Below are 13292 nucleotides of genomic sequence, written 5' to 3'. Positions count from 1 at the left end.
GCCCCTATTCTCACCCACCCGCCGAGGACGTACGCGGGCCGCGGCGCGGGCCGAGCCAGCGGGGCGCGGCGCTCCGGTAGGAGTCGTACGCGTCGCCGAAGCTCCATGAGAGGGCTTGCTCCTCGGCGGGGATCTGGGTGCGGTCGATGACGGCGACGAAGGCCGCGACGGGGACGAGCGGAAGCCAGCCACCGCGGAGAACGGCGTGCGCGGTGAGGAGACCGGCCATGCCGACGTACATCGGGTTGCGGGTGTAGCGGAACGGCCCCTCGGTGACGACCGCGGTCGCACCCTCGGGCTCGAGCGGGTTGAACGTGGTGTCCTTGTGCTTGAACGCCCGCGCGGCTCCGCCCGCGACACAGACCGAGCCGGCCGCGAGGAGACCGGCCGCGACGGACCGCACGACGGTCGGTCGGCGGCCCCGAGCGAGCAGATGCTGGGCGGCCAGGCCCACGGCGACGTAGACGGGCGGCGGCACCTTCGGCATGCCCCACACCGTAGCCCGGCAGCGGAGGTCCGTACCCCTCTTTCTTGGGTAAAGAGAAGTTCAGTGCAAGAGCGCACGGACCAGGCGCTCGGCGACGTCCGGAGCGGGCTCGGTGCGCTCGAGGGAGTGGAGCACGAAGCCACCGACCAGGGCGCTTACGAACTCCTTGACCGGCAGATCGGCGGGCAGCTGGCCGGCCTCGACGGCCGCCTCGATCCGGGTGGAGACGGTGGCGGTGATGCCGAGCGCGTCGTTGAGGCGGGTGCCGATGTCGGGGTTCTCGCAGGCGGCCGCGACGAGCGAGCGGACGAGGCCGTCGTTGCCGGGCTGGGCGACGAGGTCGATGAGGCTCTGCATCCAGGCGATCAGGTCGGCACGGATGTCCCCGGTGTCCGGTACGACCGGGTGGTCGGGCAGCAGCAGGTCCTCGATCAGGGCGTCGGCGACGACCGCGCTCTTCGAGGACCACCAGCGGTAGATCGTCTGCTTGGAGACACCGGCCTCGGCCGCGATTCCCTCGATGGTGAGGTGGTCGTAGCCCTGGGTGGCGAAGAGCCGCCCGGTCGCGTCGAGGACCGCCATGCGAGCCTCCTCGCTGCGTACGGCACCTCTTCGGCGCACTCCTGCTGACGCTGGCATGAACGGCATCCTAAGAGCCCGTGGCATCTCCTGGCCACGGCACAGGTGTGACACATCACTCGCTCAGCAACCCTTGTCCATCGGCGTACAGGTGATTAACTGGACGCACCGTTGCGTATTACCGGAGGGATGCCGTCATGGCGGAGCTGTTGTACCGATTGGGCAAGTCGGCCGCGCGCCGCGCCTGGCTTGTGATCCTTGCCTGGGTGCTGGCGCTGTCCGGCGCCGCCGGGGCGTACGTCGCCTGGTCAGGCGAGCTCACCACCAGCTTCGACATCCCGGGGCTGCCCTCGTCCGAGGTGGTCGACGAGCTCCAGGAGGGGCTGCCCGACCTCGCCGGCGGCTCCGGCACGATCGCCTTCCAGACCGAGGACGGCACCCCGCTCAGCGCGACCCAGAAGCAGGAGATCCGGGCGCTGATCACCAGCGCCGAGGACCTCCCCGACGTCGCCGCGGTCACCGACCCGTTCCAGACCGAGGCCCAGCGCAAGGCGCAGGCCGAGAAGGTCACCGAGGGCCAGGCCCGGCTCGAGGCCGGTCGGACCCAGCTCGACAGCGCCCAGGCCAGGCTCGACAAGGCACAGGCCGACATCGACAAGGCCCGCGCCCAGCTGCAGGCCGGCGGGATGCCGACCACGCAGATCGACGCCCAGCAGGCCGCTCTCGACAAGCAGCAGTCCAAGCTCGACGACAGTGCCGCCGACCTCGAGGCCAACACCGCCAAGGCCGAGAACGGCGCCGATCTGCTCGAGCTCTCCGAGGAGATCCGGATGGTCTCCGCGGACGGTTCGGCCGCCCTGGTAAACGTCGCCTACTCCGTCGGCCGGCTGGAGATGTCCGAGGAGACCAAGAAGGCCACGGTCGACCACTTCACCGACAACCCGATCGACGGTGTCGAGATCGGCGTCTCCTCCGACATCTCCCAGGAGGCGCCCAACCCGATGGGTCCAGGTGAGATCGTCGGCGTCGGCGTCGCCGCGATCGTCCTCCTGGTCATGCTCGGCACGATCATCGGCGCCGGCGTGCCGCTGGTCACCGCGCTGACCGGAGTCGGCATCGGCGCGCTCGGCGCGCTCTCCCTCTCCGGCGTCGTGCAGATGGCCTCGATGACCCCGATCCTGGGCCTGATGCTCGGCCTGGCTGTCGGCATCGACTACTCGCTCTTCATCCTCAACCGGCACCGCAAGCAGCTGCTCCACGGCTCCGACGTGAAGGAGTCGATCGCGCTCGCCAACGGCACCGCCGGCACGGCGGTCGTCTTCGCCGGCTCCACCGTGATCGTCGCACTGGTCGCCCTCAACATGACCGGGATCCCGTTCCTCGGTCTGATGGGCTCGGTCGGCGCGGCCTGCGTCGCGATCGCCGTCCTGGTCGCGATCACCCTGACCCCGGCCATCCTCGGCCTCGTGGGTGGCCGCATCGTCTCCAAGCGCGCCCGGAAGAAGGTCGCCAAGCAGGACGCGGCCGAGGCCCACGCCACGCCGATGCCCACCTGGCGCGCGCTGGTCACGGTCGTCGCCTCTGTGGTCGCCCTGCTCGCCCTCGCGGTCCCCGCCCTCGACATGCGCCTCGGCCTTCCCGACGGCGGCTCCGAGCCCGAGGGCTCGCTGGCCAAGACCGCCTACACGATCACCGAGGACAGCTTCGGTGCCGGCGCCAACGGCCCGCTGCTGGTCGCCGCCGAGCTGCCCGACGGCCTCAACGAGGCCGGCATCCAGCGATCCCAGCTGACGGTCGCCAAGGCGCTGGCGGACCTCGATGACGTACGCGCCGTGGCTCCTGTCGCGGTGTCCGAGGACGGGCGCACGGCGGCCTTCCAGGTCGTCCCCGAGGAGGGCCCCAACAGCGTCTCGACCAACGAGCTGGTCAACGCGATCCGGGAGATGCCGGCGGTCAACGGTGACATCACGCTCGGCGTCGCCGGCGCCACCGCGGTCGCGATCGACGTGTCGCAGGGCCTCAACGACGTACTCCTCCCCTACCTCGCCGTCGTGGTCGGCCTCTCGCTGCTGATCCTGATCCTGGTCTTCCGCTCGATCCTGGTCCCGCTCATCGCGACCGGTGGCTTCGTGCTCTCGCTGCTCGCGACGTACGGCGTCGTGGTCGCGGTCTTCCAGAAGGGCATCGGCGCGGAGTGGATCGGCCTGGACAGCACCGGCCCCATCCTGAGCTTCCTGCCGATCCTGCTGGTCGGGATCCTCTTCGGCCTGGCGATGGACTACCAGCTGTTCCTGGCCTCCGGCATGCGGGAGGCGTACGTCCACGGCGCCCCGGCCCGCATCGCCGTCGCCCAGGGCTTCCGGGCCGGACGTTCGGTCGTGATCGCCGCCGGCCTGATCATGGTCTCCGTCTTCGGCGGGTTCATCTTCGCCGAGTCGGTGATGATCCGCTCGATGGGCTTCGGGCTCGCGCTCGGGGTGCTGCTGGACGCGTTCATCGTCCGGATGCTGCTGATGCCGGCGCTGATGCACCTGCTCGGCCGCTCCGCATGGTGGCTGCCGAAGTGGCTCGACCGCATCCTGCCGAACGTGGACGTCGAGGGCGCCGGGCTCGAGCGCGCCCACGGCCCTGCCGCTGCGTCGGAGGACACCGTGCGACGCGAACGGATCGGCGTCTGAGGAGGTTGTGAAGCTGAGAGTGACCTATGGACCACTCTCGGCTTCACAACTCCGGACCGTCGGTGGCGGCCGATAGGGTCACACCTGTGAGTGAGCTGACCCCGGAGCTGGATGTACTGCGCCGCGTCTTCGGCTACGACGAGTTCCGCGGCGAGCAGGCGGAGATCATCGCGCACGTCGCCGGTGGCGGCGATGCGCTGGTCCTGATGCCGACCGGTGGCGGGAAGTCGCTGTGCTACCAGATCCCATCCCTGGTGAGGGCCGGGACCGGGGTGGTCATCTCGCCGCTGATCGCGCTGATGCAGGACCAGGTCGACGCGCTCTCCGCGCTCGGCGTGCGCGCCGGCTTCCTCAACTCCACCCAGATGCCCCACGAGCGGCAGCAGGTGGAGAAGGCGCTGCTCGCCGGTGAGCTCGACATGCTCTACCTGGCCCCGGAGCGGCTGCGGGTGCCCGAGACCGGCCGGCTGCTCGACCAGGCGAAGATCTCGCTCTTCGCGATCGACGAGGCCCACTGCGTCTCCCAGTGGGGTCACGACTTCCGGCCCGACTACCTCCAGCTCTCCCACCTGCACGAGCGCTGGCCGGAGGTGCCGCGGATCGCGCTGACCGCGACCGCCACCGCCGAGACCCGGCGCGAGATCGCATCCCGGCTCAACCTCGAGGACGCCCGCCACTTCGTGGCCTCCTTCGACCGGCCCAACATCCAGTACCGGATCGCCCCGAAGGACAAGCCGGCCAAGCAGCTCCTCGACCTGATCACCACCGAGCACCCGGGCGAGGCCGGCATCGTCTACTGCCTCTCGCGCAACTCGGTCGAGCGCACTGCCGCGACCCTGGTCGGCGCCGGGATCTCCGCGCTTCCCTACCACGCGGGTCTCGACGCCAGGACCCGCGCGCAGAACCAGTCCCGCTTCCTGCGCGAGGACGGCATCGTCATGGTCGCCACGATCGCCTTCGGGATGGGGATCGACAAACCGGACGTGCGCTTCGTGGCCCATCTCGACCTGCCCAAATCGGTCGAGGGCTACTACCAGGAGACCGGCCGCGCCGGGCGTGACGGGCAGCCTTCGACCGCGTGGCTGGCCTACGGGCTGGCCGATGTCGTCCAGCAGCGGCAGATGATCGAGACCTCCGAGGGCGACCGGACCCACAAGCACCGGCTCGGTCAGCATCTCAACGCGATGCTGGCGCTGTGCGAGACCGTCGACTGCCGGCGGGTGCAGCTGCTGCGCTACTTCGGCCAGGCCGCCGAGCCGTGCGGCAACTGCGACACCTGCCTGGCCACACCGGAGTCCTGGGACGGCACCGTGCCGGCCCAGAAGGTGCTCTCCACCGTCATCCGGCTCGACCGCGAGCGCAACGGGCAGCGCTTCGGGGCCGGGCAGATCGTCGACATCCTGCGGGGCAAGGAGACCGAGAAGGTCCGCCAGTTCCGCCACCACGAGCTCTCGGTCTTCGGGATCGGCACCGACATCGCCGAGAGCGACTGGCACTCCGTCATCCGGCAGCTCCTGGCTCGCGAGATGCTCGCCGTCGACCCCCGCTACGGGGTCTTCTCGGTGGCTGAGGCCGCCGGACCGGTGCTGCGCTCGGAGCAGCAGCTGATGCTCCGCAAGGAGCCGCCGCGACAGGCTCGCCGCAGCGGCTCCGGGGAGCGGAAGCCGAAGGTGGCCGCCGCCGACCTCTCGCCCGAGGCCGCCGAGGTCTTCGAGCGGCTGCGGGCATGGCGCGGCGAGGTCGCCAAGGAACAGGGGGTGCCTGCCTACGTCGTCTTCCACGACGCCACGCTCCGCGAGATCGCCACCCGGCTGCCCGCCAGCCGCGACGAGCTCGGCACGATCAGCGGGATCGGCGAGGCGAAGCTGGAGAAGTACGCCGACGGAGTGCTCGCCGTCCTCTAGGCAGCGAGCTTCTCAGTCCGCACCCTCGGTAGGTTGCGCCGCGATGAGTTCTGAGGTCTGGTACGTCAGCTATGGGTCCAACATGTGCCGCGACCGTCTCGGCGCCTATCTCCTCGGTGGCCAACCGGAGGGTGCGCGGAGGTCGTACGTGGGGGCCCGTACGCCAGCCATGCCCGTCGACGACGTCGCTGTCGACCTCCCCGGACGGCTCTACTTCGCGGGTGAGTCGAGGACGTGGACCGGTGGGGTGGCGTTCTACGACCACGATGCGGCCGGGTCGTGGACTGCTGCCCGGGCCTTCCGGATGACCGCCGAGCAGTTCGCCGACATCGCCGCCCAGGAGATGGACCGGCTGCCCACCCCCGGCGACCCGATCGAGAAGGTCGTCATCGACGGGCTCGAGAAGGGCCGCCACGAGGCGGGGCCGGGGCACTACGAGACGCTGATCGAGGTCGGTCGCCGCGACGGCCTCCCGATGCTCACCTTCACCGCGCCGCACGGCTTCGACGCCGTCCCGCACACCCAGCCGTCGGCTGCGTACGTCTCGATGCTCGTTCGCGGGCTCGAGGAGTCACGCGGCTGGGATCGCCGGCAGGCGGAGGCGTACGTCAGGGAGCGCTGCTGAGCGCCTCGCGCAGCAGGCGCACGGCCTTGGGCCCGACGCCGTGGAGCGTCAGCAGAGCGTCCAGGTCGTCCGGCAGGTCTGACAGCGTCAGGTAGCCCGCAGCGAGCAGCGCGCCTGTCGCGGGCCGCCCGATCTTCACGCCATCGAAGACCGGCCCCGCGTCGTTCGTCGTCGACATGGCGGACAGGCTACGGCCCAGGGGCCATGCAGCGGCGGACGCCCGGCTAGCCTGCCCGCATGAAGATCGGACAGGCGGACGAGCGCGCGCTTCTCGAAGGAATGGTCGACACCCAGCGGGACGAGATCAATGCCATCCTCGAGGACCTCGACGACGAGGAGGCGCGGCGGAAGCTGGTGCCGTCGCTGACCACACCGTTGGCCCTGGTCAAGCATGCGATCTTCGTGGAGAAGGTGTGGTTCCACGCCAGGGTCGCGGGCGTGCCGCGCAAGGAGATCGGGCTGCCCGACACCGTCGACGAGAGCTTCATGCTGGACCCCGAGGACACGGTCGAGTCCGTCCGGGCGGCCCACCGCGCGGCCTGCGAGCGCTCCCGCGAGGTCGCCGCCGGACACGAGCTGGACGATGCGTTCAACTGGCATGGAAACGCGGTGTCACTTCGGTTCATCTACGCGCACATGATCCAGGAGCTCGCCCGCCACGCCGGGCACGGCGACATCCTCGTCGAGCAGATCCGGGCAGGGCGCTGACCGAGCACTGCCCGCACCGGCGTCTCCTCAGATGTCGATGACGAGGTCGCCGAGCGGTTTCGAACAGCAGGGCAGGAACTTTCCGGCGGCCACCTCGCGCGGCCGGATCCCACCCGCATGGTTCATGTCCACCTCGCCGGAGACGAGGGTCGACTTGCACGTGCCACACATGCCCTGCACACACGATGACGGCACGCGTACGCCGGCGGCCTTCACGGCGTCCAGGACAGTCGCGTCCGGGGCACACTCGAGGTCGCGGCCGCTGCGCTGCAGCCGGATCCGGTACGCATCCCCGGCCGCAGCGGCCGGCGCCTCGACCTCCGGAGCGTCAGTGAGGACGAAGCTCTCCTCGTGCCACCGCTCGAAGTCTCCACCCAGCGCCTCGAAGGCGGTCCGCGCCGCGCCCATGTAGCCGGACGGACCGCAGCAGAAGACCTCGCGTCCGCCCAGGTCAGGAACCAGTTCGGCGAGCTGCCCGGCGCTCATCAGCCCGGTCGGCCCCGACCAGGAGGCATCGGGCTGGTCGACGACCCACACGACGCGTACGCCGTCATGGGCAGCCGCCAGCGCCTCGAGCTCGGGCCGCTCGATCAGGTCGGCCGGCGTACGCGCGTGATGGACGACGACCACGTCGGTGGTCTCGGCGAGGTCGGCGAGCGTGCGCAGCGTCGAGAGGGTCGGGGTCATCCCGCTGCCGCCGGAGAGGAGCAGATAGGACGAGGAGGGGTGCTCCCGCACCGAGAACCCGCCCATCGGTCCGCTCGCCCACAGCCGGTCACCGACGGCGAGCCGATCGTGGAGCCAGCGGGACATCGGCCCGTCGGGCACCCGCTTGACGGTGATGGTGAGCAGGTGCGGGCGGGTCGGCGGCGAGGAGATCGTGTAGCACCGCTCGACGGGCTCGCCGTCGATCGACGCCCGAAGGGTCAGGTACTGCCCGGGCGCGAAGGCGAAGGGCTCGCCTCCGGTCGGCTCGAGGGTCACCTCGACCACATCGTGGGTCACCCGGCGCACCCGCCGGCACCGCAGCTCACCCTCGAACGGCCTCTCCTCGGGCAGGATCCCGGCCCCCAGCGGCGACGGGACCGCGTAGAGGATTGCCGGCGGCGGAGCCACCTCGACGGGCCATGGCTCAGTCATCGACTCCACCTCTCTGCGCTTCTGATCGGATCTGGGCGTCGTACCAGCGCACGAAGTCGTCGACCTGTCGCTCCGCCTCGTTGTAGGGCCCGGGGACGTAGGCCGGGTCGGAGACCCCGAGCTGGGTGTTGCGTACGAACTCGGCGTCCTGCTCGTTGGTGGCCCGCCACACCGCGGTCAGGGCAGCGACGTCGTAGTCGACCCCCTCCACCGCGTCCTCGTGGACGAGCCAGGTGGAGCGGACCAGCGTGCGGTCGGGCGAGAGCGGCGTGACCGAGAAGGTCACCACGTGGTCGGCGAGGAGGTGAATCCAGGCGTTGGGCTGGGTGTGGAGCGTGCAGCGGCCGAGCTGCGGATCGTCGAGGTCGCCCAGCAGCCGGCCCACCAGCCCGGACCCGTCGATGCTGAAGGACTCCCCCGCCCCGTCGAGCGGCTCGCGCTGGATCCGGAAGCCGAACGGGCGGTCGGCGAGCTCTTCGATCAGCGCGTACGGCATCCCGAGCGCGTCGCAGCGTCGCGCCAGATCGGCCTCGGCGAACAGATAGCGGTCATGGTCCGCCCGGAGCCGGTCGGGGATCTGGTCCTCGCGGAGCCCCCAGGTCGGGAAGAAGGTGCAGATCAGCTCGGGGTGACCGCCCTCGCAGTGGTAGCACTCCCGGTTGTTCTCCATGACCAGCTTCCAGTTGCCCTCCTCGACCAGGTCGACCTGGGCGGCAACCTTGGCTCGGTCGAGACGGTGCGGAGTGATGTAGTCACGGACCTGCTCGGCGACCACGTCCAGGTCGCCGTCGGGCTCGGCAGCGAGCGAGCTGTAGAGCAACCCGCCGATCTCGCGCAGCGCGACCGGGCGCAGGCCGAGGCAGGCGGTGTCGATGGCCGGCGAGAGCTGGGGCGCGTAGCGGAGCGACCCGTCGGTGGCGTACGTCCAGCTGTGGTAGCCGCACACCAGGTTGCCGACGCTGCCGTGTCCCGGCGCGACCAGCCGGGAGCCGCGGTGGCGGCAGACGTTGTGGAAGGCGCGCACCTGCTCGTCGTCGTCGCGGATCACCAGGACCGAGGAGCCGGCGACGTCGAAGGAGAAGTAGTCACCGGGCTCGGGCACCTCGGCGACGGTGCCGACGAAGAGCCAGCGGCGTCGCCAGAGCAGGTCGACCTCACTCGCGAAGACGTCGGGGTCGGTGTAGAGAGCACCCGGCAGCGAGTGGCCGGGGGTCCTGCGGTCGAGATGGTCGAGGATTCTGGTACGTCGGCCGGCGAACGGTTCGCCGACGAGTTGGTCTGTCATCCATCGCTCCCAGGAAGATTCAGAAACGTTCGGGGGGGTCAGATCGTCAGGCACAGCCGCAGCGCGTCGTAGACCGCGGCATGGACGTTCCGGCTGGCGACCGCGTCGCCGATCCGGAACAGCTGGTAGCTGCCCGCCGCATTGCGGGACACCGTCTGCGACACGCCGGTCAGCAGCGCCGCCTGGTCGACCTCACCGAGGTTGATCGAGCTGGGGACGAGGTCGTGGTACAGCTCGTCGTTGGGGGTGGTCCCGTGCTCGACCACGACGTGGTCGACGTGTCTCTCGACCTCGGCACCTGCTGCGTATTCGCTGGTCAAAGTGGCAATGAGCCGGTGTTCCGAGCCCGCCGGGGCCCGACGCACCGCGACCAGCTTCCGGGCCACGGTCAGGGTCACGTCCTGCGCGGCGAAGACCCCCAGATAGGCCGGGCTGTTCATCGAGCCGACGGAGATGCCGACCGTACGCTCCGGCGTGACCAGCTCGACCTGAGCGCCCAGCGTCGCCAGGTGCTCGGCGGCGTCGAGCGCGGGCTCGGCGCCGTTGTCGTCGTAGACGAGGACGGTGCCGTTGCCGGGGGTCAGGGTCCCGTCGAGCACGTCCCAGGTGTCGTTGACCAGCTCGGCGCCCACCGGGACGCAGGAGCGGTCGGGCACCCCGCCGGTGGCGACGACCACGACATCCGGGTCGAGGCTCCGGACGAGGTCGGCGTCGGCGTAGGTGCCGAGCCGGAAGTCGACGCCGCTGTGCTTCGCCTCGGCGACGCGCCAGTCGACGATGCCGATCAGGTCGCGGCGGTGGCTGGTCGAAGAGGCCAGCAGGAGCTGACCACCGGGCCGGTCGGCGGCCTCCAGGACGGTCACGGCGTGACCGCGCTCGCCCAGGACGCGAGCGGCCTCGAGACCGGCGGGCCCAGCGCCGACGACCACGGCCCGGCGGGTTCGAGGCGCCGGCGGCGTGAGGTGGGGCAGCGACTGCTCACGCCCGGTCGCCGGGTTGTGGATGCACTTGGCATCCCCGGACTCATAGATCGCGTCCAGGCAGTAGCTCGCGCCCACGCACGGCCGGATCCGGTCCTCCTCGCCGCGCGCTACCTTGGCGACCAGGTGCGGGTCGGCGAGCTGGGGACGGGTCATCCCGACGAGGTCGAGCAGCCCTTCGCGGAGCGCGTAGCGCGCGGTCGCGACGTCGCTGATCCGAGCAGCGTGCATGACCGGGACATCCACCCGGCGGCGTACCTCTCCGACGAAGTCGAGGAACGGGGCCGAGGGCGTGCCCATCGACGGGATCACCGCGGCGAGGCGGGCGTCGGTGTCGAGACCTCCCTTGATGACGGAGAGGAAGTCGACGCCGGCGCCGACGTAGCGGCGCATCACCTGCTCGGTGTCGTCCAGGCCCAGGCCGGAAGGCAGATCCTCGTCCATCGCCATCCTGACCCCGACGATGAAGTCGGGTCCGACGGCGGCCCGGATCGCGTCGAGCACCCGCAGAGGAAAGGCGAGCCGGGCCTGCGGGTCGCCCCCGAACTCGTCGTCGCGGAGGTTGGTGGCGGGCGAGACCCAGGCGTCGAAGAGATGGCCGTAGGACTCGATCTCGATCCCGTCGAGGCCCGCCGCCTGGCAGCGCGAAGCCGCCTCGGCGTAGTGCCGCACGATCCGGTCGACGTCCCAGGCCTCGGCGACCTTCGGGAACGACCGGTGCTGCGGCTCGCGCAGCCGGGAGGGGTAGACGAGCGGCAGCCAGTCACCGGCGAAGTTGCTGGTGCGACGGCCGAGGTGGGTGATCTGGCACATCACCGCGGCGCCTTCTTCGTGGACGTCGTCGGCGAGCCGGCGCAGCCAGGGCACGACCTCGTCGCGGTAGAGCAGCATGTTGCCGAAGGCCGGTGGGCTGTCGGGCGAGACCACCGCGGACCCGCCGATCATGGTGAGCCCGACCCCGCCGCGCGCCTTCTCCAGGTGGTAGAGGCGGTAGCGGTCCTTCGGCATCCCGTCCTCGGTGTAGGCGGGCTCGTGGGAGGTGCTCACCACGCGGTTGCGCAGGGTGAGGCTCCGGAGCTGGAAGCTCGCCAGAAGGGGATCGGCGCTGGGGGACACAGGACCAGCGTGGCGCCTCGGCACTGTTCAAGAAAAGCGCACGTTTCCGCTATTTACCGTGCGATTCCATTGCACAATCGAAGCATGATCGACCAGCGGCTCCACGTGCTGCGGGTGCTCGCCGAGCGCGGCACCGTCTCGGCCGCCGCAGCCGACCTCGGCTATACCCCCTCGGCCATCTCCCACCAGCTCCGCACACTGGCCCGCGACGTGGGTGCGGAGCTGCTGGTGCCGGAGGGCCGCGGCGTACGCCTCACCGGGGCCGCGCTCACCCTGCTCGAGCGCAGCCACGACCTGTTCACGCAGTGGGAGGAGATCCGCGCCGACGTACAGCAGGCCTCGGGCACCTCCCGTGGCTACCTGCGGATGGCCGGCTTCTCCACCGCCGCCTCGGCGCTCCTGCCACCGGCCGCGGTGGCGGTCGCGCGGGAGTTCCCGCAGTCGACGATCAAGATCATCGAGGCCGATCCCGAGGTCTGCTTCGACATGCTGCTGGCCGACCAGGTCGACGTCGCCGTGGTGGTCAACATGTCGGAGCTGCCGCCGACCGCCGACCCGCGGTTCGAGCAGGAGCGGCTGATGGAGGACACGCTCGACCTGCTGGTCAATGCCGACAGCCCGCTCGCCTCCCGGTCCCGGGTCCGGCTCGCCGACGCCGCCGAGGAGCACTGGATCATGGAGCATCCCGGCCGCCCGTACCACCAGCTGGTGACCTCCGCCTGCGCCGCGGCCGGATTCACCCCCGAGCACGCCCACGAGGTCGTCGAGTGGGACACCGGCGCCGCCCTGGTCAGCGCCGGCTTCGGTGTCGCCCTGGTCCCTCGCCTCGCCCGGATCCCGAACGCCGCCGGCCTGGTCCGGATCCCGCTGCGCGGTGAGGCGAGCCCGGTGCGGCACGTCCGGACCAGCGTACGCAGCGGCACCTCGCGCCAGCCCGAGATCGCCTGTGCCCTCGCCGAGCTCAGAAAGGTCGCGACCTCCCTGGCCGAAATCGATGCCGGCTAGGGCCGACCCGTCGCGTCTCGCCCACCAGAAATCATTCGTACGCCACCACGACCCTGCCGCAGAATGAACGACGTGCCCACCCTGAGCCAGTTCGCCGCCTTCGCGCTCGCCTCCGTCATCTTCATCCTGATCCCCGGCCCGAGCGTGCTCTTCGCCCTCGGCCGGGCTCTGACCGCGGGCCGCCGCGAGGCGGTGCTCGCCGTCGGCGGCAACGCCCTGGGTCAGTTCGGTCAGGTCCTGGCGGTCGCCGTCGGGCTCGGCGCGCTGGTGGCTGCCTCCGCGACGGCGTTCACGGTCGTGAAGCTGGTCGGCGCTGCGTACGTCATCTATCTCGGCATCCAGGCGATCCGCCACCGTGCCGACGCCCGGGCCGCCCTCCACGGCGAGGATGTCGCCCCGACGACCGCGTGGGGCGCGATCCGCACCGGGATGATCGTCGGGGCGACCAACCCGAAGACGATCGTCTTCCACCTGGCCTTCCTGCCCCAGTTCATCAACACCTCCGCCCCGGCGGTGCCCCAGATCCTCCTGCTGGGCGCGATCTTCTCGGCGATGGCGTTCACCTGCGACTCCGGGTGGGTCCTCGCGGCCAGCCGGGCCAAGGCCTGGTTCGCCCGCAAACCCAAGCGTCTCGACAGTCTCGGCGCCGGTGGCGGCGTCGTCATGATCGGCCTCGGCGCCACCATGGCGACCGCGTCCCACGGCGCCTGACCGGCGCGACGCGAACGCCGGCAACCGGCCGTCAGCCGCCGAATTCCGAAGACAGGAGCGCCCTGGTCACCGAG

General features: G+C 70.7%; 12 protein-coding genes. 6 read left to right on the top strand and 6 right to left on the bottom strand.

What is annotated here, in order from left to right:
- Positions 1–10: 10 nt before the first annotated feature.
- Positions 11–487, bottom strand: a complete 477-nt coding sequence (locus tag ABZU72_RS09225; RefSeq protein WP_355018561.1) for an isoprenylcysteine carboxylmethyltransferase family protein — start codon at positions 485–487, stop codon at positions 11–13.
- Between the two features lie 60 nt (positions 488–547).
- Positions 548–1126 carry a TetR/AcrR family transcriptional regulator gene (locus ABZU72_RS09220; RefSeq protein ID WP_355018560.1) on the bottom strand — a complete coding sequence of 193 codons (579 nt, stop codon included), beginning with the start codon at positions 1124–1126 and terminating at the stop codon, positions 548–550.
- Positions 1127–1263: 137 nt separating this feature from the next.
- On the opposite strand from ABZU72_RS09220, the gene ABZU72_RS09215 reads away from it, so the two are divergent.
- The 3 genes from ABZU72_RS09215 to ABZU72_RS09205 all read left to right on the top strand — a co-directional run bounded on the left by ABZU72_RS09215 (position 1264) and on the right by ABZU72_RS09205 (position 6273).
- The gene (locus tag ABZU72_RS09215) at positions 1264–3744 is read left to right on the top strand and encodes an MMPL family transporter (protein WP_355018559.1); all 2481 of its coding nucleotides are present in this window, start codon (positions 1264–1266) and stop codon (positions 3742–3744) included.
- An 86-nt stretch (positions 3745–3830) separates the two neighbouring features.
- Positions 3831–5648: a DNA helicase RecQ gene (recQ, locus tag ABZU72_RS09210; protein WP_355018558.1), complete on the top strand. Its 1818-nt coding sequence runs from the start codon at positions 3831–3833 to the stop codon at positions 5646–5648.
- A 43-nt stretch (positions 5649–5691) separates the two neighbouring features.
- Positions 5692–6273 carry a histone deacetylase gene (locus ABZU72_RS09205; protein WP_355018557.1) on the top strand — a complete coding sequence of 194 codons (582 nt, stop codon included), beginning with the start codon at positions 5692–5694 and terminating at the stop codon, positions 6271–6273.
- Here ABZU72_RS09205 and ABZU72_RS09200 read toward each other — a convergent pair.
- Positions 6257–6451: a helix-hairpin-helix domain-containing protein gene (locus tag ABZU72_RS09200; RefSeq protein ID WP_355018556.1), complete on the bottom strand. Its 195-nt coding sequence runs from the start codon at positions 6449–6451 to the stop codon at positions 6257–6259. The genes ABZU72_RS09205 and ABZU72_RS09200 overlap by 17 nt on opposite strands.
- Before the next feature lie 59 nt (positions 6452–6510).
- On the opposite strand from ABZU72_RS09200, the gene ABZU72_RS09195 reads away from it, so the two are divergent.
- Positions 6511–6981 carry a DinB family protein gene (locus ABZU72_RS09195; protein ID WP_355018555.1) on the top strand — a complete coding sequence of 157 codons (471 nt, stop codon included), beginning with the start codon at positions 6511–6513 and terminating at the stop codon, positions 6979–6981.
- 27 nt (positions 6982–7008) lie between these two features.
- Here the strand turns inward: ABZU72_RS09195 and ABZU72_RS09190 are convergent, their stop codons facing one another.
- Genes ABZU72_RS09190 through ABZU72_RS09180 form a run of 3 tightly spaced genes read right to left on the bottom strand, consistent with a single transcriptional unit; the run spans position 7009 to position 11502 of the window.
- Positions 7009–8121 carry a 2Fe-2S iron-sulfur cluster-binding protein gene (locus ABZU72_RS09190; RefSeq protein WP_355018554.1) on the bottom strand — a complete coding sequence of 371 codons (1113 nt, stop codon included), beginning with the start codon at positions 8119–8121 and terminating at the stop codon, positions 7009–7011.
- Positions 8114–9406 carry an aromatic ring-hydroxylating dioxygenase subunit alpha gene (locus tag ABZU72_RS09185; protein WP_355018553.1) on the bottom strand — a complete coding sequence of 431 codons (1293 nt, stop codon included), beginning with the start codon at positions 9404–9406 and terminating at the stop codon, positions 8114–8116. Before ABZU72_RS09185 ends, ABZU72_RS09190 begins: the two co-directional genes overlap by 8 nt.
- Positions 9407–9444: 38 nt before the next feature.
- Positions 9445–11502 carry an NADH:flavin oxidoreductase gene (locus ABZU72_RS09180; RefSeq protein ID WP_355018552.1) on the bottom strand — a complete coding sequence of 686 codons (2058 nt, stop codon included), beginning with the start codon at positions 11500–11502 and terminating at the stop codon, positions 9445–9447.
- 84 nt (positions 11503–11586) lie between these two features.
- Here ABZU72_RS09180 and ABZU72_RS09175 point away from each other — a divergent pair, with 84 nt between their 5' ends.
- Both ABZU72_RS09175 and ABZU72_RS09170 read left to right on the top strand, forming a co-directional pair.
- Positions 11587–12507, top strand: a complete 921-nt coding sequence (locus tag ABZU72_RS09175; protein ID WP_355018551.1) for a LysR family transcriptional regulator — start codon at positions 11587–11589, stop codon at positions 12505–12507.
- 72 nt (positions 12508–12579) lie between these two features.
- Positions 12580–13218 carry a LysE family translocator gene (locus ABZU72_RS09170; protein ID WP_355018550.1) on the top strand — a complete coding sequence of 213 codons (639 nt, stop codon included), beginning with the start codon at positions 12580–12582 and terminating at the stop codon, positions 13216–13218.
- The last annotated feature ends 74 nt before the right edge of the window (positions 13219–13292 follow it).

It is taken from the genome of Nocardioides sp. NPDC004968 (assembly GCF_040608935.1).
In the GTDB taxonomy this organism is placed as follows: Bacteria; Actinomycetota; Actinomycetes; order Propionibacteriales; family Nocardioidaceae; genus Nocardioides.
This window is presented reverse-complemented; position numbering and strand designations above follow the sequence as displayed.